Source organism: Streptosporangium amethystogenes (genome assembly GCF_000721075.1).
Lineage (GTDB): Bacteria > Actinomycetota > Actinomycetes > Streptosporangiales > Streptosporangiaceae > Streptosporangium > Streptosporangium amethystogenes.
In genome coordinates this window covers 246068-270697 of record NZ_JOEQ01000015.1, presented here as the reverse complement: position 1 = coordinate 270697, position 24630 = coordinate 246068, and the positions used below count along the sequence as shown (strand labels likewise).

19 protein-coding genes are annotated in these 24630 nt (G+C 71.7%); 10 read left to right on the top strand and 9 right to left on the bottom strand.

Going from position 1 to position 24630, the window contains the following annotated elements; genetic code table 11:
- Positions 1–427: 427 nt before the first annotated feature.
- The 4 genes from IG98_RS0122925 to IG98_RS0122910 are packed head-to-tail and all read right to left on the bottom strand — an operon-like array spanning position 428 to position 4447.
- Positions 428–1711, bottom strand: coding sequence for an FAD-dependent monooxygenase (locus IG98_RS0122925; protein ID WP_051752684.1), 1284 nt, complete (start codon positions 1709–1711; stop codon positions 428–430).
- A 32-nt stretch (positions 1712–1743) separates the two neighbouring features.
- Positions 1744–2466 carry a maleylpyruvate isomerase family mycothiol-dependent enzyme gene (locus tag IG98_RS0122920; protein WP_030915646.1) on the bottom strand — a complete coding sequence of 241 codons (723 nt, stop codon included), beginning with the start codon at positions 2464–2466 and terminating at the stop codon, positions 1744–1746.
- Positions 2466–3302 (bottom strand): fumarylacetoacetate hydrolase family protein, encoded by an 837-nt coding sequence (locus IG98_RS0122915; protein ID WP_030915643.1) that lies wholly within the window; start codon positions 3300–3302, stop codon positions 2466–2468. The genes IG98_RS0122920 and IG98_RS0122915 overlap by 1 nt, the downstream gene beginning before the upstream one ends.
- The gene (locus IG98_RS0122910; protein WP_030915641.1) at positions 3299–4447 is read right to left on the bottom strand and encodes a cupin domain-containing protein; all 1149 of its coding nucleotides are present in this window, start codon (positions 4445–4447) and stop codon (positions 3299–3301) included. Before IG98_RS0122910 ends, IG98_RS0122915 begins: the two co-directional genes overlap by 4 nt.
- Before the next feature lie 100 nt (positions 4448–4547).
- Here IG98_RS0122910 and IG98_RS0122905 point away from each other — a divergent pair, with 100 nt between their 5' ends.
- A complete protein-coding gene (locus IG98_RS0122905; RefSeq protein ID WP_030915638.1) occupies positions 4548–5330 on the top strand; it encodes an IclR family transcriptional regulator in 783 nt (260 codons plus the stop codon).
- 133 nt (positions 5331–5463) lie between these two features.
- Here the strand turns inward: IG98_RS0122905 and IG98_RS0122900 are convergent, their stop codons facing one another.
- The 3 genes from IG98_RS0122900 to IG98_RS0122890 are packed head-to-tail and all read right to left on the bottom strand — an operon-like array spanning position 5464 to position 11596.
- Positions 5464–8880, bottom strand: a complete 3417-nt coding sequence (locus IG98_RS0122900) for a condensation domain-containing protein (RefSeq protein ID WP_169750165.1) — start codon at positions 8878–8880, stop codon at positions 5464–5466.
- A complete protein-coding gene (locus tag IG98_RS0122895; protein WP_157594464.1) occupies positions 8877–11336 on the bottom strand; it encodes an amino acid adenylation domain-containing protein in 2460 nt (819 codons plus the stop codon). The genes IG98_RS0122900 and IG98_RS0122895 overlap by 4 nt, the downstream gene beginning before the upstream one ends.
- A gap of 56 nt (positions 11337–11392) precedes the next feature.
- Complete coding sequence (locus IG98_RS0122890; protein WP_030915629.1) at positions 11393–11596, bottom strand: MbtH family protein; 204 nt, start codon at positions 11594–11596, stop codon at positions 11393–11395.
- A 121-nt stretch (positions 11597–11717) separates the two neighbouring features.
- Between IG98_RS0122890 and purF the strand changes: the two genes are divergently transcribed.
- From purF to IG98_RS0122870, 4 genes are read left to right on the top strand one after another with little or no spacing between them, the layout of a single operon-like run.
- Positions 11718–13208 carry an amidophosphoribosyltransferase gene (gene purF / locus IG98_RS0122885; protein ID WP_030915626.1) on the top strand — a complete coding sequence of 497 codons (1491 nt, stop codon included), beginning with the start codon at positions 11718–11720 and terminating at the stop codon, positions 13206–13208.
- 32 nt (positions 13209–13240) lie between these two features.
- The gene (locus tag IG98_RS47190; protein WP_051752680.1) at positions 13241–13951 is read left to right on the top strand and encodes a class I SAM-dependent methyltransferase; all 711 of its coding nucleotides are present in this window, start codon (positions 13241–13243) and stop codon (positions 13949–13951) included.
- Complete coding sequence (locus tag IG98_RS47185; protein ID WP_051752678.1) at positions 13948–15189, top strand: DegT/DnrJ/EryC1/StrS family aminotransferase; 1242 nt, start codon at positions 13948–13950, stop codon at positions 15187–15189. The genes IG98_RS47190 and IG98_RS47185 overlap by 4 nt, the downstream gene beginning before the upstream one ends.
- Positions 15190–15229: 40 nt before the next feature.
- Positions 15230–16258 carry an ATP-grasp domain-containing protein gene (locus IG98_RS0122870; protein WP_030915619.1) on the top strand — a complete coding sequence of 343 codons (1029 nt, stop codon included), beginning with the start codon at positions 15230–15232 and terminating at the stop codon, positions 16256–16258.
- A gap of 7 nt (positions 16259–16265) precedes the next feature.
- On the opposite strand, the gene IG98_RS0122865 is transcribed toward IG98_RS0122870, so the two are convergent.
- On the bottom strand, positions 16266–17672 hold the full coding sequence (locus tag IG98_RS0122865) for a cation:proton antiporter domain-containing protein (RefSeq protein WP_084195567.1): 1407 nt from the start codon (positions 17670–17672) through the stop codon (positions 16266–16268).
- Positions 17673–17946: 274 nt separating this feature from the next.
- On the opposite strand from IG98_RS0122865, the gene IG98_RS0122860 reads away from it, so the two are divergent.
- Genes IG98_RS0122860 through IG98_RS0122850 form a run of 3 tightly spaced genes read left to right on the top strand, consistent with a single transcriptional unit; the run spans position 17947 to position 21161 of the window.
- A complete protein-coding gene (locus tag IG98_RS0122860; protein WP_051752675.1) occupies positions 17947–18657 on the top strand; it encodes an LmbU family transcriptional regulator in 711 nt (236 codons plus the stop codon).
- Between the two features lie 12 nt (positions 18658–18669).
- The gene (locus IG98_RS0122855) at positions 18670–20409 is read left to right on the top strand and encodes a non-ribosomal peptide synthetase (RefSeq protein WP_051752674.1); all 1740 of its coding nucleotides are present in this window, start codon (positions 18670–18672) and stop codon (positions 20407–20409) included.
- Complete coding sequence (locus IG98_RS0122850; protein ID WP_030915607.1) at positions 20406–21161, top strand: thioesterase II family protein; 756 nt, start codon at positions 20406–20408, stop codon at positions 21159–21161. The genes IG98_RS0122855 and IG98_RS0122850 overlap by 4 nt, the downstream gene beginning before the upstream one ends.
- A 2-nt stretch (positions 21162–21163) precedes the next feature.
- On the opposite strand, the gene IG98_RS0122845 is transcribed toward IG98_RS0122850, so the two are convergent.
- The gene (locus IG98_RS0122845; protein WP_030915604.1) at positions 21164–22516 is read right to left on the bottom strand and encodes an MFS transporter; all 1353 of its coding nucleotides are present in this window, start codon (positions 22514–22516) and stop codon (positions 21164–21166) included.
- A 70-nt stretch (positions 22517–22586) separates the two neighbouring features.
- Between IG98_RS0122845 and IG98_RS0122840 the strand changes: the two genes are divergently transcribed.
- Together IG98_RS0122840 and IG98_RS0122835 are read left to right on the top strand one after the other, a co-directional pair.
- Positions 22587–23396, top strand: a complete 810-nt coding sequence (locus IG98_RS0122840; protein ID WP_084195566.1) for an FkbM family methyltransferase — start codon at positions 22587–22589, stop codon at positions 23394–23396.
- The gene (locus IG98_RS0122835) at positions 23393–24625 is read left to right on the top strand and encodes a cytochrome P450 (protein WP_030915600.1); all 1233 of its coding nucleotides are present in this window, start codon (positions 23393–23395) and stop codon (positions 24623–24625) included. The genes IG98_RS0122840 and IG98_RS0122835 overlap by 4 nt, the downstream gene beginning before the upstream one ends.
- Positions 24626–24630 lie beyond the last annotated feature (5 nt).

Sequence of the window (24630 nt, the reverse complement as noted above, 5' to 3'; positions counted from 1 at the left end):
AGACGGCCCCGAGCCGGTGCTGCCGACGCCGCCCCAGGGCCTTGATCAATTCACCCTGCCGGACCAGGAGAAAGATCCGTGCTCGACCGGGGGGGGACATGATCGCCCGGCCGACGCGCTCGATACCGTCTTTGCTGGCCCCGGCGGCCCGTGGGTGGTCACCCCACCGGGCGCCTCAGAGCTTGCCGAGGCCTCGGGCGAGGATCGTCGCGGTGTCCGCGATCACCTGGTCGTCGAGGACGGCGTCCGCGGCCCTGCCGTTGGTGTAGATCGACATGATGACGGGCGCGGCCAACTCATCGGGGCTCCACCCAGATCCTGGTGGCGAAGACCCCACCACGGCCACTGACCACGCGGCCTTGTCTCAAAGCGCACGCTGCCGGGTGCGTTGCCGGCCCGTCCGGTCCTCCGGGCGCAGCCCGGCGCGTCACCCCCGCGACCGGTCCCGGACCGTGCCTCCGGTGGCGTGTGCCGGGAACATCGGCGGCAGTTGCCCGGGCGTGAGAGCGGTCGGCCCGAAGAGCCAGTCCACGTAGTCGTAGTCGTAGATGTCGCGGTCACGGAGCACCTCGTTGCGCCACGCCCGCTTCTCCCCGTCGTGGTGCCACAGGTTTCCCCAGGCCCGCGCCGTGGTCAGCACGCGACGGCAGTGCTCCGGGCGGACGGCGTTGTAGGCCGCCAGGGCGGCGTCCCAGTCGACGCCCGTCGGGGTCCCCGCGGCCGCGGAGCCCGTCACACCCTGCGCGCCCACGTGCTCGGCCAGCACCCACGCGTCCTCGATGGCCATGACCGCGCCCTGCGCGAGATACTGCAGCGGCGGGTGGGCGGCGTCCCCGGAGAGGGCGATCCGGCCCCGCACCCAGTCCATGATCGGCTCGCGATCGAACATCCGCCACCGGCGGTCGCGCCACATCAGCGGCAGACCGGCCTGCACCTGGGCGCAGGTGGCCTCGAAGGCTCCGTCCAGCTCGTCGGGCGTGCCCCAGTCCTCCTCGCCGGCCAGCGCCTTCGGCGACTCGAACACCGCGACCTGGTTGAACATCTCGCCGTGGCGCAGCGAGTACTGGACGAAATGGCATCTGGGGCCGACGTAGACGACCACGTCCTTGACGTGCACGTCGAGATCGGCGACCTTCTCGATCGGCATGGCGCCCCGGTAGGCGACGTACGCCGAGCTGACCGGCCGGTCGTCGCTCAGGATCCCGCGGGCCACGGAGTGGAGGCCGTCGGCGGCGATGACGATCTCACCGAACTCGCGCCCTCCGTCGTGCACGGCGACAGCGCCCCCCTCGGCCTGCTCGTACCCGGTCACCGCGACGTCGTTGACGAGATCCACCCCCGCCCGCCGGCAGGCGCGCAGCAGCGTGCCGTGCAGATCGCTGCGATGGATCACCATGTACGGAAAGCCGTAGCGCCGCTCCACGTCGTGCAGGTCGAGCCTGGTGAGGACGTCGGCGTCGACGGCGTCCTTCATGACGATGCTCTCGGGGAGCACGCCGAGCGACTTGACCTCGTCGAGCAGACCCCAGTGGCTCAGGATGCGGGTGCAGTTGGGCGCGATCTGCAGACCGGCGCCGACCTCACCGAACTGGGAGGCCTGCTCCAGCACCCGCACCCGCAGGCCCTTCCGGGTGAGTGCGAGGGCGTTGGCCAGACCGCCGATGCCTCCGCCCACCACCACAACGTCGACGTCGTTGCCGTCTTCAGCCATGTCTGTCGTTCCTTTCAAGGCGTCGCGCCGGGCTAGAGCCACCGCGGAAGTTCGGGTGCCGGCCGGCCTTCCGCGCCGGTGACGCCGTCCGTCCGGCGGCCGGAGAGGTAGGCCGTGAGGCCGGCCAGGGTGCCGGTCACCGGAGTGGGGTCTCCGGTGCCGGAGACGGTCCATGTGCCGTTGTGGCCGGTGGCCGTGAGGGTGAGCGCGGGTCCGGTGCCGTCGCCGGAGCGTTTGGCGGTGATGTCGTCGATCAGGGCGGCGAGGAAGTCGGCCGGGAGATCGTCGAAGCCCACCCCGGCGCCGAGGTCGACGGCGTGCACCATGACCTCGCGTGCGCGCATCCAGGGGATCTCCTCGGCGGGGACGTGGCGGCCCTGGGCGGTGCGAACCTGGCGGGTCCACTGTCGCTCGTCCAGCTCGGCGAGCCGTGCCTCCAGGCTCTCGGCGGCCTGTGCGGCCCAGGCGCGCAGCCCGGCCGCCGGCCGCGCGGCACCGGCCTCGATGTCGGCGTCCCGCTGCGTCGGAGAGGAGTACATCGGCGTCTCCTCGCCGGTGCGCGCCCAATGGGCCAGGTTGACCAGCGCGTCGGCGTTGGCGGCGACGTGGGCCAGCAGGTGCCCGCCGGTCCAGCCGTCGAGCGCCGTCGGCCGGGCCAGCCGGTCGTCCGGCAGCGTGATCAGGGCGCCGAAGAAGGTCCCGGTGCCCTGGGCCATCCAGCGCAGGGCGTCGGCACGGCTCCTGTCGGCCGCCATCAGGCGACCGACTCGGCGACGGCCTTGGCCTCGGACCGGCCCAGCCCGGTGATCTCGGTGGCCAGGACGCCGCCGTCGGCGAGGTACCGGGCGGGCTTGCGGGCGTGGCCCACCCCGCCGGGGGTGCCGGAGGCGATCACGTCACCCGGGCTGAGCGTGAGGATCGTGGAGATGTACCGCACCAGGGCGACGGGGTCGAACACGAGGTCCGAGGTGTCGGCCTGCTGCACCACCTCGCCGTCGACGGATCCGGTCAGGGTGAGCGAGGGCCGGCTGCCACCGGGCAGCTCGTCCGGGGTGACCAGGTAGGGGCCGAACGGCGTGCTGCCCTCCCAGGTCTTGCCCTGCAGCCACATCGGGGAGCGGTACTGCCAGTCGCGCGCGGTGACGTCGTTGAGGACGGCGAACCCGGCGATGGCCTCGGCGGCGTCGGCCTCGGTGGCCCGCCGCACGGTCTTACCGATGACGATCGCGAGCTCGGCCTCCCAGTCCACCTGCTCGGACTCCGGCGGGAGCTGGATCTCGTCGTTGGCTCCGATGAGCGCCTCGGGGTACTTGGCGAACAACGTCGGGTACCGCGGCAGCTCCCGCCCCATTTCGAGGATGTGGTTGCGGTAGTTCAGGCCCACACAGATGATCTTGCCGGGGCGGGGGACCACCGGCGCGTAGCCGACGCCCGCGACCGCACTTCCCCGCGTCCGGGCCGCGCGCTCCGCCCAGTCCGGCTGGGCCAGCAGCTCACCGACGTCGGCGAGACCGAGGTCGACCAGGGTCTCCCCCTCCACGCGTACGGCCCGGGTGGCGCCGTCGGCGGTGCGGATGGTGGCGAGCTTCATGCGTTTCGTCCTTCCACGTGGGCGCGGTCCAGGTGCAGCGCCTCGAAAATTGGTCCGTCGCTGAATGTGAAGAGATCGAGGGCGCCCGAGTCGGAGTCGGACGCCGAGGCCTCGGACCTCGCCGAGAACGGCACCCAGGACGGGACGACGAACAGATCACCTCGGGTGACCGACCAGGACGCGTCGCCGACCGTGACGCGACCGCTACCGTCGAAGACCTGGTACACCGAGGAGCCGGTCTCCCGGCGGGGCGAGGTCTCGGCGCCGCTGCGGATCCGGTGCATCTCCGCCCGGATGGTCGGCAGCACATCGCCTCCGGTGGTGGGGTTGGTGTAACGCACCGCCGCGTGGCCGGGCTCGACCGTTCCGGCATGGCCCTCGGCCTCCAGATTGAGCTGGTCCGCCAGCGCGCGGTCGGTGTCGACCCACCGGTAGGCCAGCAACGGGGTGCTGGGCTGAGCGCCGGGAGCCGACACCGGGCGCAGGCCGGGGTGACCCCAGAGCCGCTCCGAGCGGGAACGTTCGGGGGTGGTGCGTTCGGCCGCGCTGATCTCGTCACGGCCGAACTCGAAGAACTGCGACTCGGTGACGTACTGGAAGGGGATGTCCAGACCGTCGATCCAGGCCATGGGCTTGTCGGTCGCGTTGTGGTGGGCGTGCCAGTTCCAGCCCGCCTGGGGCAGGAAGTCCCCGCGGCGCATCGGCACCGGATCGCGGCCGACCACGGTCCACACCCCCTCGCCCTCGACGACGAAGCGGAACGCGTGCTGGGTGTGCCGGTGCTCCGGGGCGTCCTCACCCGGCATCAGGTACTGGATCGCCGCCCACAGCGTCGGCGTCGCGAACGGCCGGCCGCCCAGCGCCGGGTTCGCCAGCGCGATCGCCCGCCGTTCCCCGCCCCGCCCGACCGGCACCAGATGCCCCGCCCGGTCCGCCAGGGCCAGCAGGCTCTCCCACCGCCACAGGTGCGGTGCCGCCTTGGACCGCGGGTGCGGCGGCATCAGGTCGCCGATCTCGGTCCACAGCGGGACCAGCAGCTCCTTCTCGAAGCCGCGGTACAACTCCTCCAACGCCACCGACGGCGTCGGCTGGTCCGGCGAGTCGACCACGGCGAGGCGAACCGGGGAGTTCGCGGTCTCGGTCATCTCTGGCTCCTTCAACGTGGCGTGGCACGGCGGTGGTCGCCGGTCTCGCCGTGTTGCCAGCTTGTATCCTGAGTGCCAGAGAAGAACAGGAGATTCTGCTATGAAGAATCCACCGAACTACTCCGTGCGCAGCGTCGACCACGCGCTCCAGCTCGCGGTCATGCTCCAGGTCGAGGGTCCATTCGGCGTGGGCGAGGCCGCCGAGCGTCTCGGGGTGGCGCCCTCCACCGCGCACCGGCTGCTGGCCATGCTCGTCTACCGGGACTTCGCGATCCGGCGCGAAGATCACCGGTACGCGGCCGGACCGGTCCTCTCGCTGGGCGGGAGCTCCCAGTCGCGTACCGCGCTGCTGCGCTCGGTCGCCATGCCGCACCTGGCCGGCCTGGTCGAGCGGATCCGGGAGAGCGCCAACCTGCAGATCCTGGGCGGTGACCACGTACGGTTCATCGGATCGGTGGAGTGCACCCAGGCGCTGCGGGTCGGCAACCGCGAGGGCATGGTCTTCCCCGCGCATCTGGCCTCCGGTGGCAAGGTCATGCTCGCCGACCTGCCGCCCGAGCGGCTCGACGCACTGTACAGCGAGGCGAAATGGGCCGATCGCCTGGACCAGCGCCCCAACCTCGCGACGCTCCGTCGCGAGCTGCGAACCGTCCGCGACCGGGGTTTCGCCATCAACGCCGGCCGGACCGAAAAGGGCGTCACCGCCATCGGCCGAGCCGTACGCGGCGAGGACGGCCGCGCCCAGGCAGCCGTCTCGGTGTCGATGCCCACCAGCCGCTTCTCCCGGGATCGCCTTCCGGACCTGGTCAGCGCCCTGGCCCTGACCGCCCGCGACATCGAGGAGGAGGTGCGAGGTGCCGACCTCCCCCGCACCCGCTCGTGAGTCCTGCACTGCGGATCACCATCGCCGGCCCCGTCCCGGATGGGCCGGTGCCGCGGGGGCCCGGTGAGCACCGGTGGCGGGATCGGTGAGACGCCCCTGCCTCGCGGGAGGTCGTCTCACCGGGGGGCACTGCTCAGCTGAGCAGTGCCGAGAGCTTCGTGTCCGGGGCCAGCACCGCACGGGTGAGCAGCGCGGCCACTCTGGCCAGGCGGTCCTCGGCCTCCTTGCGGTCCCAGAGTTCGACGGCGTACTCCAGGTCGAGCACCACCCGCTCCCCCGCCATCCCGGCGTACATCTCCAGCTCGTAGCGGTTGGCCCTGGTGTGCACGTAGTCGAAGCCGACCTCGCAGCCGGCCAGTTCCGGCACCGCGGGGCCGTCGCCCGCCCAGTCGGAGGTGACCTGGAAGAGCGGCATCCTGCGCGGGTCGGGGTGGATCCTCAGCGCCCGTACCACCTCGTTGAACGGGGTGCTCTGGTGCGCGTACGCCTCCAGGACGGTCCGGCGCACCCGCCCGGCCAGCTCGGTGAAGGTGGGGTCGCCGCCGCAGTCGAGGCGGAGCGCCACCATGTTGACGAAGCAGCCGACCACGCCTTCCAGGCCGGGCAGCGGGCGGTTGTCGGCGGTGGTGCCGATCACCACGTCGTCCTGGCCGCTCCACTGGGCCAGCATCGCCGCGAAGGCGGCGGTCACCAGCATGTAGGGCGTGGTCCTGCTCCGCCTGGCCAGCCCGAGCAGCCGGCGTGAGTCCGCGGGCGGCAGCTGATGGGCGATCATCTCGGTGTCGCGGCTCTCCCGCCGTCCCTCGCGCGTCCTGGGCAGGACCAGCTCGGGGGCCCCACGCAGCCGTTCCCGCCAGAACCGCTCCGAGGCGGCGGCCTCGGGTCCGCCGAGCCAGGCCCGCTCCCAGGCCACGTAGTCGGAGAAGCGCAGGTGCGGTGCGGCGGGCACGGTGTCGCGGTCGGAGTACAGGCGGCCGAGCTCGCCGATCAGCAGGCCCATCGAGACGCCGTCGGTGACCAGGTGGTGCTGGACCAGCGCGAGGACGTGGTCGCCGTCGCCGAGACGGTAGAGGCCGGCCCGCACCAGGGGGGCGACGGACAGGTCGAAGCCGCGCTCGGCGTCGCGGGCCGTGCGGCGGGCCGCCTCCGCCGCCCGCCCCGCCTCGGGCAGGCCGGTGAGGTCCTCGACGGGCAGCTCGACGCGGGCATCGGCGTCGAAACGCAGCACCGGCACGTCGCCCACCAGCGCCACCCGGGCGCGCAGGTTCTCGTGCCGGGCGACGAGCGCGTCGAGGGCGCCGCGCAGGGCGTCCACGTCGAGCGGGCCGCGTATCCGGTAGGTGACGGCGGCGATGAAGTCCCGGGCGTCGCCGCCCGCGAGCCGCTCGTTGATCCAGATCTGCAGCTGCGCGGTGGACAGCGCGCAGCCGTCCGGCTCCGTGCCGTCCGGTACGGCCCGCCCGGCGGGCGCCCACTCCGGCTCGGGCTCCGGCTCGGGCCGCCCCGCGCGATCGGCGCGGCTCGCGCCGGCGAGCGTGTGCTCCAGCGCGGGGTGCCTGGCGGCCAGGTAGTCGGCCAGGTCGGCGGGGGTGCAGTGCTCGAAGAGGGCCGTCAGCGGGACACGTACGGCGAGCACCGAGGCGAGCTCGCGTACCAGCCGGGCCGCCAGCATCGAGTGGCCGCCCAGCGCGAAGAAGTCGTCGTCGGGCTCCACCACGTCGAGGTTCATGACGCGTGCCCAGATGGCGCAGAGCGCGGCCTCCAGAGCGGGCAGTTCGCTCCGCTCGCCGAGTTCGGCCGCTTCGGGCAGCAGGGCGGTCCTGACCCGGCCCTCCTCGTCGCGCGGGATCTCCCGCACCACCACGATGACGGCGGGCACCATGTAGTTCGGCAGCCGCTCGACGAGGGTGGCGCGCAGCGCGTCGGGCGGTTGCCCTGCGACGGCGTAGCCGATCAGCTCGCGTCCCGCGCCGCCCTCGACCGCGATGACCGCGGCGTCGCGTACGGCGGGGTGGGCGCGCAGGACCTCCTCGACGTCCTCCAGCTGCACCTGGAAGGGGCCGAACCCGACCAGCCGGTCCTCGCGCCCGCGCTCGACCACCCGCCCGTCGGGCCTGCGGACGGCCAGGCGGCCGGTGGGTCCGTGCCGGCCGGAGTGACGGACCAGCTGGCCGACGGCCCCGGCGGGCAGCACGTTGCCGTCCGGGTCGAGCACGGTCACGTCGCCCTGGGTGAGGGTGGCCCACTCCTGCGGGGAGATCATCGGGATCTCCGACAGGGGCCGGGCGGGATCGGCGGCGACCGCCCGCAGCACCCGCTCGTGGTGGCGCATCAGGCGGGCGATCGTGACCTCGTCGAAGAGGGCGTCGTCGTACTCGACGAAGAAGTCGACCCGCTCGCCCCGCCGTACCGCCTCGACCGCCACGTCGAAGCGGGACCGGCCGCGCGTCACCTCGATCTCGGTGGCGGGCACGCCGCCGATGGAGCGTTCGGCCGCGCCCGCGTCCCACATGGTGAAGACGACCTGCACCAGCGGGGTGTGCCCGGCGTCACGCTCGGGCTGCAGGAACTCCACGAGCTTCTCGAACGGTACGTACTGGTGGTCGAAGGCGTCGAAGGCGGCCTCGCTGACCGCGTCGGCCAGCTCGGTGAAGGGGGTCTCGCCCGCCGGGCGCAACCGTACCGGCACGATGTTGGCGAAGAAACCGAGCGTGCCGTCGAACTCGCGCCCGGGACGGCCGGGGGCACCGGTGCCCAGCACCATGTCGCCGCGTCCGGTGTAGCGGTAGAGGGTGGCGGCGAAGGCCGAGAGCAGCACGGTGAAGAGGGTGCCGCCGACCCGCTCGGCGACCTCGCCGAGCGGGCCGGTCAGGCCGGGGTCGAGCGGGAATCGATCGCGCCTGCCGGCGCCGGCCCGCCGGCGCGGCCGGGGCCGGTCCGCGGGCAGCTCCAGCACGGTGGGCGCGCCGTCGAGCGTCCGCCGCCAGTGGTCGACGTCGGCGGCCAGGCGGCCACCGGCGAGCCGCTCGCGCTGCCAGCGGGCGAAGTCGCCGTACTGGGCGGGCGCGCCCTTCGCCGGCTCGCCCCGGTAGGCCGCGTCCAGCTCGTCGAGCAGCAGGTTCATCGAGAATCCGTCGCTGATGATGTGGTGCACCCCGAGCACCAGCGCCTGCCGCTCCGAGCCGAGCGTGACGAGCGAGGCGCGCAGCAGCGGCCCGGCGGCCAGGTCGTAGGGGGCCTCGGCGACCTCGCGGGCGTACTCCATGAGCGCCTGCTCGCCGCCGGCGGACGCCTCACGCAGTACGGGGCCCCGCGCCCAGATCGCCTGGACCGGTTCGGTTCCCTGGTAGACGAAGGTGGTGCGCAGCACGTCGTGCCGGGCCACCACCTCGTCCAGCGCCCGGCCCAGCCGGGCCGCGTCCAGCGTGCCGTCCAGGACGAGCACCTTCAGCTCGTTGTACGAGCCGTTGCCGGGATCGTCCTGCTCGACGAACCAGAGCTGCTCCTGCAGGTAGGAGAGCGGGGCGGTGCGGTCGGGCAGACCGGTCACGACGCGGTCTCCGTCCTCCTGGCGATCACCCACAGGAAGCGCGACTCCCCGAGCGGTGTCCGCTGCGCCACGACCTCCTCGCGCTCGGGTACCAGGCCCGCCGCGCGCAGCAGCTGAAGGTTCTCCTCGGCGGGGAAGCCGGAGAAGAACATGGTCGAGCCGAACCACTCCTCGATCGCGCCGGGGATGTCCTCGGTCATCAGGGTGGCGAGCAGCAGGCCGCCCGGCTTCAGCCAGCGGGCGATGCCGCCCAGCAGGCCGGGCAGTTCCTCGCGCGGCAGGTGGGTGAGGGTGTAGATGGACACGACGGCGTCGAAGGAGGCGTCGGGGAAGCGCACCTGGGCCATGTCGGCCTGCACGAGCGTGGCGCCGGGCAGTGTCCTCTCGGCGAGTTTGAGCTGCTCGGCGGAGATGTCGACGGCGGTGAGGGCGTGCGCCTCGGCCAGGCGGCGCGAGGACTCGTGGCCGCTGCCGACGCCCAGCTCCAGCACCGAACCGCCTTCGGGCAGCATCGCGAGCAGGTGGCCGGTCCACTCCGTACGGGGGCCGTCGGAGAACTCCGACTGGAAGGCGGCGTAGCGGTCGGCGATGTCGTCCCAGCCCTCGCGGACGATGTCCTTGAGATCGGAGCGGACCTCGGAGTCGACGGCGTCGGCGACCCCGGCGATGGTCGGCCGGTCGAAGAAGTCGGCGACCGGCACCTCGATGCCGAAGATCGTGCGGACCCGGCCGAGAAGCTGGATGACCTGGATGCTGGTGCCGCCCAGCTCGAAGAAGTGGTCGTGCGGGCCGAGCGAGTCCACGCCGAGCAGCGGTTTCACGATCTCCTCGGCCACCCTGCGCCTGGTCGGCGTCCAGTCGGCGCCATCGCCATCGCCGGTGCCGGTGCCGGTGTCGGTGCCGCCGTGTGAGGTCCTGGCGGCGGCCAGGGCCTCGCGGTCGACCTTGCCGGCCGGGGTGAGCGGAATCTTTGGGACGTGGACGAACTCGTTGGGGACCAGCGGGGCCGTCAGCCACTGGGCGGCGGTCTCGCGCAGCTCGGTCACGCCGGGCGGCTCCCCTGTCGTACAGACGACATAGGCGATCAGGCGGGCGTCGCCGTCGTCGAGGGCCTCCGCCTCGACCACGGCGTGCGCGACCGCCGGGTGCCTGCGGAGGGTCTGCTCGATCTCCTCCAGCTCTACCCGGACACCGCGTACCTTGACCTGGCGGTCGGCCCGCCCGGCGAAGACCAGCTCGCCGTCTGCGGTCCAGCGCACCAGGTCGCCGGTGCGGTAGAGCCGCTCGCCCGGCGTGGTGGCGAACGGGTCGGGGACGAAGGAGAGCGCGCTCGCGCCGGGACGGTCCAGGTAGCCGCGGCCGAGGCCGGGACCGCCGACGTACAGCTCGCCGACCGTGCCGATCGGGACCGGGCGCATCGACTCGTCCAGGGCGTAGGCCCGGTGGTTGGGCATGGCGCGCCCGATGGGCGGTGAGGTGTCCCAGTTTCCCCGGCACTCCTGGGTGATGACGCCGACCGTGGTCTCGGTGGGCCCGTAGCTGTTGACGAACCTGCGTCCGGCCGCCCAGCGGGTGGTGAAGTCACCCGAGTAGCTCTCGCCGCCGACCGCGAGCACCCGCAGATCGGGGAAGTCGCCGGGCTCCAGCAGTCTCAGCATGCCGGGGGTGCCCATGTAGACGGAGATGCGCCGCTCGCGCAGCAGGTCGCGGAACCGCTCGGCGGAGGTACGGGTCTCGGCGGCGGCGACGTGCAGGACGGCCCCCGAGAGCAGCGCCCCGAAGGCGTCGAAGGTGGAGACGTCGAAGGCGATCGAGGAGAACTGCACGAGGCGGTCCTGCGGCGAGAGCCCGTACAGGTGCTGGGCGCCCCGGACGAACGCGGTGACCGCGCGGTGCTCGATGAGGACGCCCTTGGGCGTCCCGGTGCTGCCTGAGGTGTACATGACGTAGGCGAGGTTGGCCGGGTGCAGCGGCACCCCCGGGTCGTCCTCGTCGCCCCCGGGGTGGTCGTCGACGTTCACCACGCACCACGGCCCCGGCGGCACCTCGGCCTCGGTGGTGGAGTCGGCCAGCACCACGGCGGTTCCGGCGTCGCGCAGGATCGCCTCGACCCGCTCGGGCGGGTTGCCCTCGTCGATCGGAACGTAGGCGCCCCCGGCGGCCAGCGTGCCGAACATGGACACCACCATGCCGGCCGAACGGCGCTGGTAGATGGCGCAGCGGTCCTCGGGGCGCAGGCCGAGGCCGAGCAGGTGCCCGGCCAGGCGGTTGGCGGCGCGGCGCACCTCGTCGTAGCCGAGGGTGGTGCCCTCCTCGTCTGTCAGCGCCGTGGCTGCGGGCGACCTGGCGACCTGGGCGGCGAACCGTTCGATGACGGTCGCCGGCTCGTCGGCCAGCTCGGTGCGGTTCCACTCCTCGACGACCAGGCGCGCGTCGTGCTCCTGGATCGTGTCCATCGGCTCCTCCTTCGGGGACCGTTCCTTCCGGGACTGTTCGTCGGTGCGCCCGCGGGTCAGGACCGCTCGCCGTCCATCCACCGGCGCAGGCTCAGCGGGCGCATGTCCGTCCAGACCTCCTCGATGTGGGCCAGGCACTCCTCACGGGTGCCGCTGTGGCCGACGCTCCGCCAGCCCTCGGGAATGTCACGGTCGGTCCACCAGATGGAGTACTGCTCCTCGTGATTGCGCACCACCGTGTACTCGGCGTTCTCCGCCATTCCGGGTCTCCTTCGCTTCATTCATCATTCGATAGGGCCTGCCATCAGAACAATGCCATGGCCAGACAGAAGCGATTTAACACATTTTTCGGGAAATGTTAGGGTTTTGAAGGGGCAGCGTATGTGCGGAATAGTCGGTGTATCCGTTATCGAGGGAACAGCCGGGCAACCGGCCTTCGACGGGCTCGTCACCCTGCAGCACCGCGGCCAGGAGTCCTGGGGCATCGCGGTGGTCGGCCCCGGCGGTGTGCGGGTCCGGCGGGCGCTCGGTTTCGCCTCGCGCTCGGCCTGTGGTGACTCGCCCCATGATGGCCCGGTTCACGATGGCCCGGCCCGTGACGGCCTGCCGGCCGGGCGAGCCGGGAGGGTGGCGGTCGCCCACACCCGGTACTCCACCACCGGCGCCACGGTGCCGGAGAACTCCCAGCCCTTCGTGCACGAGGCACGGCGCATCGCGCTGGCGCACAACGGGGACCTCACCAACGCCGCCGAGCTGCGCGCCCGGCTCGGCCGCGAGGGGTACGGGTTCCGCTCGACCAGCGACTCCGAGATCATCCTCGCCCTGCTCGCCGACACGGGCGAGACATCCGGCCCGGCGGGCAGGCACTTTGTGGACACCGGCCCGATCGTGGCCGGGGTCGCGCGGGCCACGCGGGTGCTGCGGGGCGCGTACTCGGTGGTGTGCGCCGTCGGCGACCACCTCGTGGCCTTCCGGGACCCGCACGGTCTGCGCCCCCTGGTGGCGGGGTTCGCCGAGGGCAGGGCGGTCGTCGCCTCGGAGACCTGCACCCTCGACGCGCTCGGCTGCACCGAGCAGCGGGAGGTGGAACCGGGTGAGGTACTGGTGCTGCGCGACGGCCGCCAGATCGGGGCGCACCGCGTGGCCCAGCCCGCCCCGCGCAGCTTCTGCGTCTTCGAGCATCTCTACCTGACCAGGCAGGACTCCAGGATCGACGGCACCAGAACCGGCGCGACGCGGGTGGCGTTCGGCGAGCGGCTGGCGCTGGAGTCCCCGGCGGACGCCGACCTGGTCGTGGCCGTCCCGGCCTCCGGCGTGCCGGCGGCCCGCGGGTACGCGCGGGCGGCGGGACTGCCGCTGGCCGGGGCGCTGGTCCGTGACGAGCAGGTGGGCAGGACGTTCATCGAGCCCGACCTGCGACGGCGTGAGCGCAAGCTGCGGCGCAAGTTCTCGGTCGGCTCGCCGGTGGACGGGGCCAGGGTCGTGGTGGTCGACGACTCGATGGTGCGCGGGTCCACCATGCGGCGCATCGTCGCGCTGCTGCGCGAGTCGGGGGCGAGCGAGGTGCACGTGCGGATCGCCGCGCCGCCGCTGATCGCGCCCTGCCACTACGGGGTGGACCTCGTCGACACCGGTGAGCTGGTGGCCACCGGGCGCGAGAGCGAGGAGGTGTGCCGGATCATCGGCGCGACGAGCCTGGCCTACCTGTCGGTGGCGGGCATGCGGCACACGCTCGGGAGCGCGGCGGGCGAGGGTCTCTGCGAGGGGTGTATCACCGGCCACTACCCCACCCGGGTGAGCTCGGCACGCGACAAGTCGAGGCTCGTACCCGCGCGAACCCCGCGGCGCACGACGGCCGCCCGCCTCCGTTGACGGTGCTCAGGGCCGCGCCTAGCCTCCGCCAGATGAGCCAAGAACCAGAAACGAACGGCTACGACGACGGTGGCTGCGACGCCCGCTACACCCGGACCACCTGCCTGTGGGGGCGCAGGCCGGACGGGATCTCCGACACCCTGGCGGACGCGCTCTCGCTGCCCCCGGCACCCGAGGAGATCGCTCCGCCCTCCGCTCCACCTGGCGCGGGCGCGCCCACGGTGCTCGACGTGGGGTGCGGCGAGGGGCGCAACGCGGTGCGGCTCGCCCAGCGGGGCGCGCGGGTGCTGGCGATGGACATGTCGGCCGCCGCGCTGGAGAACGGCGCGCGGGCCTGGGGCAGTACCGGCGGCGGGGCCGGAGGGATCGAGTGGCGCCGGGGCGACGCGCGCACCACCCGGCTCGCGCCCGGCTCGTTCGACGGGGTGCTGGCGTGCAGCGTCCTGCACTGGCTGCGGGACGAGAGGCAGGTGGCCGACGTCATCGCCAGGCTCCAGGCCGCGACCTCCCCGGGAGGGGTCAACGCCCTGCTGATGTTCAACGGCGGCCACGCCTATCGGCCTCCCGCCGGCGAGATGCGCCTGCCGGTCCTGCTGCCCCACGACTGGTACCTCGCCAGGTACGACGGGTGGACCGTGCTGAGCGCCACCGACACCGACTCCACCCACACCCACACCGGCCATGAGGAGCCGCACACCCACGCGGTGACCAGGCTGGTGGCGCGCCGGGGGGTGGACGGGTGAGCTCGCTGGAAGATGGACTCGCGGGCCCGCCGCACCCGCCCGAATGGCCGGTCTACGACGACGGCGTGGCGGCCAGGGTCGCCGAGCTGGTGACGCGGGGGCGCACGTTCGACTACGACTACGGGCCCGAACTGGCCGAACTGGAGCGGTCGTTCGCCGAGCGGCACGGCCGCGCCCACGCGCTGGCGCTCACCTCGGGTACCGCGGGACTGCTGGCCGCCTACTTCGCGCTGGGCATCGGCCCCGGGGACGAGGTGATCGTCCCGAACCTCACGTTCTTCAGCACCGCCTCACCGCTGTTCCTGCTGGGCGCGGTGCCGGTGCTCTGCGACGCGGGCGACGCCACCGGGAACGTGGCCCCCTCGGCCGTGGAGGCACTGGTCACGCCGCGTACCGTCGCGATCGTCGTCACCCATCTGTGGGGCCACAGCTGCGACATGGACGCCCTGCGGGCGGTGGCCTCCCGGCGCGGGCTCGCCCTGGTCGAGGACTGCTCGCACGCCCACGGCTCCACCTTCCGTTCCCGGCCGGTGGGCTCCCTGGGCGATGTCGCGATCTTCAGTGTGGGGGGCAGGAAGCTGGTCTCCGGGGGCATGGGCGGCATGCTGCTGACCGACTCCGAGGACGTCTTCGCCCGCGCCTGCCTGCTGACCAACTTCCGGCACCGCACCGACCTGACCATCGACGCCGTCCGCTACCGGCCGTTCCTGCTGACCGGTCTCGGCGGTAACTTCCGCATCTCCACGCCCGGCGCGGTGCTGGCCCAGAGCCACCTCGACCGGCTGGACGAGCTGGTGGAGCACCGGGTGGCCAACATGTCGGCCCTGTCCTCGGGACTCGGCGAGCTGCCGGGGGTGCGCCCCGCCCCCGTCGCCGAGGGCGTCACGATGGGCGCCTGGTACGACGGGGTCGTCGAGGTGACGCCGGAGTGCCCGTTCAGCAGGGACGGCCTGGTGGCGGCCGGTCAGGAGCGCGGTCTGAAGGTGCGCGCCCCGGCCACCCGGCCGCTGCACGTCTTCCCCCTCTTCCAGGGCACCGCGCCTGACTGGTCGCCCCAGGTCGCCGCCGCGGTCCGGGCCGCGGCCACGGTGAACGACCGCCCGTTTCCGCGTTCCACGGAATTGTTCGCCCGATGGATGAAATTGCCGGTGAATTTCCTCTGGGAACAGAACTCGCCGCTGGTCGAGGCGTATCTGGAGGCGTTCGACGACGCATTCTCGATGGCCCGTACCGGGTAACGTCGCCCCTGTTTCCAGCGTCGATTCCGGAGTAATCCAAATGAGCCGACAGACGTTTCCCGTCATTCACGCCGTCGCCCCCACCAGTCTGGAGAGCTGGTTCGGCCATTTCGTCGACCTCGCCCCCGGGGACCGGGCCGTCTTCACCGGGGAGGACACCGGTGTGGACGTGGCCCCGCTGCTGGAGGCGATCGGCCGGGCCCCGCGGGCGACGGTGATCTTCCATTCCAGCCACACGACGCTTGGCCGCGACCAGCTGCTCGCGTTCCGGCTCCGCGAGCTCGGCCACCGGGCCGAGTGCCAGTCGCGGCTCTGCGCCTCGCTGGGCAGCGACAAGATCCTGATGAAGGAGTTCTTCGACCGCTACCGCCTGGTCTCCCCACCGTGGGCGCGGGCCGGTGAGCCGCTGCCCGAGGCCGGCCCCGACACCCCCGTGGTGATCAAGGACCGGCACGGGACGCAGAGCGTCGGCACCCGGCTGGCCCGCGCGGACGAGTGCCGTCTGGCCCCCAACGAGCTGGGCGAGCTGTACGTCGACGGGGTCGAGTACTCGGTGCTGATCTACCGCGACGAGCACGGCACGGCGACCTTCCCGCCGGTGTGGAAGGGGCCGACCACCCAGGACCTGGTGCCGCCGTGGCAGCGGCTGCGGCTCTGCCCGGACCCGGCGCTCGGCGGCACCTGGGACCGCAAGCTGCGGGCGGTGGGCAAGCGGCTGGCCGATCTGGCCGAGGCGCACGGCTACCTGGAGGCGGAGTTCCTGCTGACCCCGGCCGGCGAGGTGCACCTGCTGGAGATCAACCCCCGGGTGTCGGGCACCATGCGGCTGGCCGCGATGGCCACCCGGCTGCCGATCTTCTCCCTGCACGCCAGGCCCGAGCTCCGCGACCACCTCTGCGCCGCCCGCTTCAGCGGCGAGGTCCCCTACAGCGGCGCCCCGATCACCGACGCCGACGGCGAGGTGTTCGCCACCTCCCGGCTCACCGTCGCCGGGGAGAGTCCCGGCGAGGTCCGCGCCAAGCTGCGCGAGCTGGGCGCGGAGCCCCGGGTGCTGCCCCGCGCCTGCTAAAGGCCGCTCAGGCGGACCGGCGTACCCGGACTTCCGCCGTCCCCCCTGTCCTCCGGTCACGCCGTGCGTCCCGGCGGTCCAGCAACTCCAGCAGGGGCGCGGTCGCGGCGGTGGAGACCAGCGCGACGATCACCAACATGGTGAAGAGCGCCTGGGTGATGATGCCGAGACCGAGGCCGATGCTCAGGATCACCAGCTCGGTCACGCCCCGGCAGTTCATCAGCACCCCGAGCCGCGAGGCCTCCCGCCAGGGCACGCCCAGGGGCCTGGCGACGGCCGCCACACCGCCGATCTTGCCCGCCACCGCGACGGCGAGGATCAGCAGGCACCAGCCCCACCTCGCCGCCTCCTGACCGAGCAGCCCGATCTGGGTGTTGAGCCCGACGAAGGCGAAGAAGGGCGGCAGCAGGAAGGACGTGGTGAAGTCCTGCGTGCGCTCGCGGACCCGCCTCAGCCGCACGTCACCGTCGCGCGGGAACAGGACGCCGAACAGGAACGCGCCGAAGATCAGATGGATGCCGATCAGCTCGGTCAGCAGCCCCGAGACGAGCAGGCCCACGATGACGACGGGCAGCGTCGCCTCCGGGGAGAGCCCCCGGCGCAGCAACCGGGTCAGCAGCGGCCGTACCACCCCGACCATGACGGCGGCGAAGGCCGCGGTGAGACCGAGCGTGCGCAGTGCCTCGGCGGGTGAGGAGCCCCTGGCCATGGTGATCGCCACGGCCAGCAGCAACCACGCGGTCACGTCGGCGATGGCGGCGCAGGTGATGGTCAGCGCCCCGGTCGGGGTGTGGAAGAGCCCGCGTTCCAGCAGGATCCTGGCCAGCACGGGAAAGGCGGTGACGCTCAGCGCGGCGCCGACGAACAGCGCGAAGACCGGGAACTCGACGGGCGCGGCCGCCAGCGGCGCGTAGATCAGCAGGGCCAGCGCGACCCCGAGTGCGAACGGGATGGCCACGCTCGCCTGGCCGCAGAGCAGTGCGATCCGGCCCCGTCCGCGCAGCAGGTCACCGCGGAGCTCCAGCCCGACCAGGAACATGAAGAAGGCCAGTCCGAACTGGGCCAGCAGGTTCAGGTAGGGCATGACGGCGCCGGGGAACAGCACGCGGTACGCCTCGGGCCAGACGGTGCCGAGCAGGGAGGGGCCGAGCACGATGCCGGCGGCCATCTCCCCGATCACCCGGGGCTGGCCGAGCCGCCTCAGCACGGCCCCGCCGAGATGGGCCAGCGCGACGACCACCGTGATGGAGAGCAGCAGCAGAGGCGTGGCCGGCACCTGCTGCTGCCGGCCCACCCCCACCGAGGGCGTCGGGACGGGGCCGGTGGCCGTCCCCGCGTCGAACCCCAGCATCAGCAGCGCCAGCGCGGCGGGCAGCACGACGGCGAGACCGTACGCGACCGTGTAATGACGCATCGTGCGCTTATCAGTGGACCGAAACCATGGATAAGTCATGAGCCAATTCCGTTTCCGAGAGGTCGCGTTTTCCTGGGCGCGCATATCACAGAACAAAAATAATCGCCAAGAACAATGGAGATTCCGCTGGTCATCGACCCGACTCCAGCTTTCCGTTGTACCGCGGAAAAGGCATCTGCAAATTACTCATGATCGAAAGTGCGCTACCGAAAACCGTGGGTAAGGTACCGACCTGACTCACTCCACATGCACAGAAATCCGGAGGAAAAGTCGCATGCAGGTGCTCTCCCCCAACCGAGAGGCGAACCGCCAGGCGCCGCCCCCACGTGATGACCGGCCGCCCGTCCCCAGCCCACGCGCCACCCCCTCCCAGGGTTCCAAACTCGCCCTGGACGCGTCCGCCAAGCCGAGGCGGACCGGGCTCCAGCTCCCGGTGAGCCTCCCCTTCGACACCTGGCGCCGGATCGGCCACCAGATCTCCCTCATCGCCGACTCCTCCGCCTGGTGGCTCGGCGACTGGCTGGTCTACGGCGAGAACGAGTACACCGACCGCTACAAGAGAGCGGTCGAGGAGAGCTCCCTCGACATCCAGACTCTGCGCAACTACGCCTGGGTCGCCCGGCGCTTCCCGGTATCCCGCCGGCGAGACAGGCTCAGCCTCCAGCACCACGCGGAGGTGGCCGCGCTCCCCGAGCACGAGCAGACGCTCTGGCTGGACCGCGCGGAACGCTTCAACTGGTCCCGCAACCGTCTTCGCAGCCAGATCAAGGCACACCGCACCGCCGCCCTCTCCGGCCGGACCGCGGAGACCGCCAGCCAGAAGGCCGTGATCCAGATAGACGTGCCCGCCGACCAGGAACAGTCGTGGCGTGACGCGGCCCGCCGGATGAACCGCAGCGTGGAGGAGTGGGCCAGGCTCATCCTCAACCAGGTCGCCACCGGCGAGATCCCCGTCCGCGGCATCCACGACGCCAAGGCCGGGTGAACGGAGGGACAGGTGGACGTCGTCCACACCCTGTTCGAGAAGCGGGCGTTCGAGACGCCGGACAGCACGGCCCTGGTCTCCGGGGCCGTGCTGCTTACCTACCGGGAACTCGACGCCCGCGCCAACGGCCTGGCCCGGTTGCTCCTGCACCGTGGTGTCGGCCCCGAGACACCGGTCCCGCTACGGCTGGACCGCTCCCCCGAGCTGCTCGTCGCGCTGCTGGCCGTCTGCAAGGCGGGCGGCACGGCGGTGCTGCTCGACCCCGGCTGGCCCGAGGACCGCCTCGCCCCGGTGCTCGACGGCTGTCCGGTGGTGATCGACGGCCCCCTGGATGCCGCCCCCTCCGACGAAGGGCCCGGCATCCCCGCGCACCCCGACCAGCTCGCGTACGCGGTGCACACCTCCGGGTCGACCGGGCGGCCCAAGCTCGTCGGGGTGACCCACCGGGCGATCGCCCACCGGGTCGCCACCCACACCGAGGCCTACCGCATCACCCCCGCCGACCGCTCCAGCTGGCTGGCTCCCCCGGCCTCGTCGGTCTCGGTGGTGGAGCTGTGGCCCTATCTCTGCTCGGGTGCGAGCGTGCACGTCGCCGACCCGGCGACCTCGGGCTCGCCGTCCGAGCTGCGCGACTGGATGGTCGCTTCGGGAATCACCCGCGCGTACGTGAACATGCCGCTCGCCGAACCGCTGTACGCCCTGCCGTGGCCGGCCGAGACGTCGCTGCGGCTCATGACGGTCGGCAGCGACGCGGTGCGCGTGTGGCCCGCACCCGACCTGCCCTTCGAGGTCGCGGTGGAGTACGGCTCCGCCGAGGCCAACGGCGTGACCAGCTGCCTGGTGCCGCTGGAGGACCGCTGTACCTCGGTCACCGCCGACGAGGCCGCCAGGCGGACCCGTCCCCCCATCGGACGTGCCTGGCCCGAGGTCGGCGCAGGCGTGCTGACCTCGGAGCTGAGGCCGGTCGCGGCGGGCGAGGTCGGCGAGCTGTTCGTGTCAGGACCCGAGCTGGCCCGCGGCTACCTGGGCGAGGCGGCCCACACCGCCGAGCGCTTCCTGCCCGACCCCGCCGGCGGGGGAGGCCGCGTCTACCGGACCGGTGATCTGGTCAGGGAGCGGCCTGACGGGCGGCTGGAGCACCACGGCCGCGTCGACGCGCAGGTCAAGATCCGCGGCCACCGGGTGGAACCCGCGGAGGTGGAGGCCGTGCTGCTCGGGCACCCCGGGGTGCGCGAATGCGTGGTCGTCGGAGTGCCGGGCCCCGGCGGCGACCTGAGGCTGTGCGCCTACCTCGTCCATGCCGTCACTCCGGAGGCCGGCACTCCGAGCCGTACCGCGGACGGCGCCCGGTTCGAGATCGGGGAGCTGCGCGCCTTCGCCTCGGCCCGGCTGCCCGAGCCGATGGTTCCGACCGCCTGGACGGCGCTGGAGCGGCTGCCGCTGAACGCGGCCGGCAAGGTGGACCGCCGCGCCCTGCCCGCGCCCTCGTGGGGGGCGTCCCCGCGCGGGCGTGAGCGGAGCGCGGACCCGGTGACGGCGGGGGTGCTGGAGCTGTGGGAGCGGGCACTCGGCGCGCGTGGCGCGCTGGGCGACCACTTCATCCGCTCCGGCGGCGACTCCCTGTCGGCCACCCGTCTCGTCGAGGAGATCGGGAACCGCTACGGCGTGCGGATCCGGCTGCGCGAGTTCCTCAGGGCACCGACACCCGAGACCCTCATCCAGACCATCAGGGCGGAAGGAAGCACACGATGACCGAGAGAAGGCGGAGGAGAAGCCGCCCCACGTGGCTGCTGCGCGCCCCCGACCCCGAGGCGAGGGCACGGCTGTGGTGCCTGCCCTACCCGGGTGCCGGGGCGTCGATGTACCACGGGTGGCCGGCCGAGGTGGACGGGATCGAGCTGTGCCCGGTGCAGTTGCCCGGCAGGGAGAACCGGCTGCGCGAGCCGTCGTTCGAGAGCTACGCGGAGGTCGCCGCCGAGATGCTGAAGGGCCTGGAGCCCTACCTGGACCGGCCGTTCGGCTTCATCAGCCACTGCGGCACCGTCTTCATCGGCTACGAGGCGACGCTGCTGCTCATGGAGCGCGGCGGCCCGCTGCCCAGCCACCTGTTCGCCTCCTCGATGGTCCCTCCGCACCGGGCGTCGTGGCCGAGCATCCTACGGCTCGACGAGGAACAGGTGGGCGCGCTGGTGTCGGATCTCATGCGGGCCCGCGGCGCGGAGCCGCTGCCCGAACTGGTGGAGATGGCCGCGAGCGTCATGCGCGCCGACGTGGCCGCCTACGGCCGCTTCGAGCGGACCGACCCGGTGGAGCTGCCGTGCCCGATCACCACGATCGGCTGGTCGGGGGACACCCAGATCCCCCCCGAGCAGATGGGCGGCTGGGAGTTCTACGGCCGGACCCGCCACACCGTGCTGGACGGCGGGCACTGGAGCTACCTCCAGGCGCCCACCGCCCTGCTCGACGAGATCGCGCGGAGCATGTCCGCGCGCGTCCCTGGTTGACCTCAGGTGTCCTTGCCGTCCTCGCGCCCGCCGGGCCTCCCGGCGGGCTCCTCGATGTCCTGCAGCATCTCGGCGTCCTCCAGCCTGCGCAGGTTCGGCACCGGCGACAGGAAGAGCAGGATGATCCAGGGCAGCAGGAACGCGGCACCCACGTAGATGGCGGGCTTGACCCCGATCAGCTCGCCCAGCACCCCGGCCAGCATCGCGGCCAGCGGCAGGATGCCGAGGTAGACCGCGCGGCTCGCGCCGATGACCCGGCCGCGCAGGTGGTTGGGGATCACGTACTGGAAGAGGGTGAGCTGGCCGATGTTCCCGGCCACCACCCCGAACACCGTGACGAACCAGATCACCGAGAACAGGGTGATCTGCAGCCACTGCGGACCGGCCACGAACGGTGTGAGGCACAGCACCCGGAACGCGATCAGGGCGGTCATGATGCCGCGCCCGTAGCCGAGTCTCTCGAACAGCTTGCCCGCGAAGACGGCGCCGATGACACCGCCGATGCTGCCCACCGCGTAGATGAAGCCGATCCAGGTGCCCGAAAGCTGGAGCTCCCTGGCCGCGTACAGGATGAACAGGGTCAGGATCATCATCGACCCGAAGTTCGCCCCGGCGGAGTTGAGGATCAGCGGGCGGGCGTAGGCGTTGCGGTAGGTGACCCTCAGGCCGTGCTTGATGTCGTGGAGCATCGCCGCGACGGCGCCGCGCCCGCCGCTGTCCTGGCGCTCGACGGGCGGCTCGACGTGACGGATGCGCGACAGGGCGAAGGCGGAGACCAGGAAGGAGATCGCGTCTCCCAGCATCACGTACGCCGGCCGGAACAGGTCGATGAGCACGCCTCCGGCGCTGGAGCCCGCGATGGCGCCCACCGACTCGGTCGCCGCCATCCGGCTGTTGCCGGCCACCAGCTGTTCCTCGCTCAGCAGCGTCGGCATGTAGGCGGCGTAGGCGATCTCGAAGACCACCGAGAGACCACCGACCACCACGGCGACCACATAGAGCACCCACATGTCCATGAACCCGGCGAAGGCCGTGATCGGGATCAGGGCCACGACCACGGCCCGTCCGATGTCGGCGCCGACCATGAGTGGTCTGCGCCGGTAGCGGTCGATGAGCACACCGGCGATCAGCGTCAGCAGCAGCGCGGCGATCGTGCGCATGGTGTTGAGCAGACCGACCTCGAAGGAACTGGCCTGCAGCATGAGGATCGCGGTCAGCGGCAGGGCCAGGGTGGTCAGCTCGGAGCCGAGGACCGAGATCGACTGACCGGCCCAGAGCCGGTTGAAGTCGGGATTGCGCCAGAGCGAGGGCGGCTTTTCCGTCGGCTCCCTGACTTCCGTTCTCTGTGTGTCCATAAGATCATTCCGTCCCTGTCGGGTTTCACCTCTGGTTGACTGGAATAAGCTTTTTGTTAAGGGTGATGATATGCGAAATCAGCGGAGAGACACCCTGGAAAACAATCAGCGGGTACGCCAGATGACACTGCCGGACGGGCATGTGGTATTCCAGCTCAATCCCGCCGAGACCAGCCTGCAGTATCGCAGCATCGTGGGCGACAGAAGTTACTTCAGACACGACGTACGCCTTGAGCCGGGAATGACGGTGTTCGACGTGGGCGCTAACATAGGAATCGCAGCGCTGGCGTTTCACTGGGAATGTCCGGGCACTCGAATTCTTGCCTTCGAGCCTGCCCGGCCGCTTTACGACGCGCTGTGCGCGAATCTGGCCGCCCACGGCCTGAACGCCAAGGCGTTCGACTGCGCGCTCTCCCATACCCCGGGAACGGCGACTCTCACCGTCTATCCGGAGACCACCGCGATGTCCGGGATGTACGCGGACGTCGGCCACGATGCGGAGGTGACCAGGACTTTCCTGGCCAACAGCGGGTTCGCCCCCGAGGATGTGACGGACATGGCCGAGGGCAGGCACGTCACCGAGGAGCAGGAGTGCCGGGTACGGACGATCTCAGAGGTGATGGCCGCCGAGGGCGTGCACCGAATAGGCCTGCTGAAAATCAACGTCGAGAAAGCCGAGTGCGATGTGCTGGATGGAATCGCCCCCGCTGACTGGGAAGCGGTCGACCAAATCGTCATGCAGGTCCATGACATCGACGGCCGGCTGGCATCCGTACGCGACGATCTCACCGGTCGTGGATTCCAGGTCGACATCGGCCAGGATCCCCTGCTGAGGAACACGGACATCTTTGATGTGTACGCACGGAGGAATTCCACATGACAGTGGACACGACGGTTGATCTGAACGAGCTGGATCTCGCCGATCCGGACATCTACACGGCACCCGACTCGGGCCTCGGTGTCCTGCATTACCTGCAGGAGCACCGGCCGATGTTCTGGAACTCCAGGTCGACGGGGCCGAGTTTCTGGGCGTTCACCAAATACGCCGACGGGGTGGCCGTCTATCTTGACAAGACGAATTTCACCTCCGAGCGGGGAATGCAGGTCGGGCAGACCGAGTCCGCCGCCCGCGCCGCCGCGGGCAAGATGCTCATCGTCACCGACGGCCGCCACAGCCAGTTGCGCGACGTGATGAACCCCGCGCTCACTCCCCGGGTGGTGCGCCGCCTCGAAGGCGCGATGCGCGAGACGGTGGGCGGGATGCTGGAGCAGAACGCGCCCAGGGACTCCTTCGACTTCGTCGACACGGTGGCGGGCAGGCTACCGCTCTCGGTCATCTGCGAGCTGCTGGGCGTACCCCGTGCCGACTGGGACCTGATGATCCAGTGGACGCGCACCGCGTTCGGCTCCGCCACCTCCGACGACGTCATCTCCGACGCGGAGAAGGCCGAGGCGAACGCCAACATCTTCGCCTACTACGCCGATCTGCTGGCCGAACGGCGCGGCGCCCTCGGCGACGATGTGATCAGCGTGCTGATCCGCGGCCGGATCGACGGAACACCCCTCACCGACGAGGAGATCCTGCTCAACATCAACGGCCTCATCACCGGAGGCAACGAGACGACCAGGCACGCCTCGGCCGGAGCCGTCATCGCCCTGGTGGAGAACCCCGGCGAGTGGCGGCGGCTGCGCGAGGACCCCTCGCTCATCCCGACCGCCGTGGAGGAGGTGCTGCGCTGGACCGCCCCCAGCCTCAACGTGATGCGCACCGCGCTGCGCGACACCAGGATCGGAGAACAGATCATCCGGGCCGGTGAGCGGGTCAGTGTGTGGCACCCGGCCGTCAACCGCGACGAGGACGCCTTCCCCGACGCGCGCCGCTTCGACGTCGGCCGCACCCCCAACCGGCACCTCACGTTCGGTCTCGGCAGGCACCTGTGCATCGGTGCGGCGCTGGCCAGGTTCGAACTGCGCGTGCTGCTGGAGGAGCTGACCCGCCGGGTGGCCCATATGGAACTCACCGGGCCGGTCAAGCGGCTGCGCTCGAACCTCATGTGGGGCGTCGACCGCGTCCCCGTCCATCTCGAACTCGACCACGCAGGGCACTGATTGGA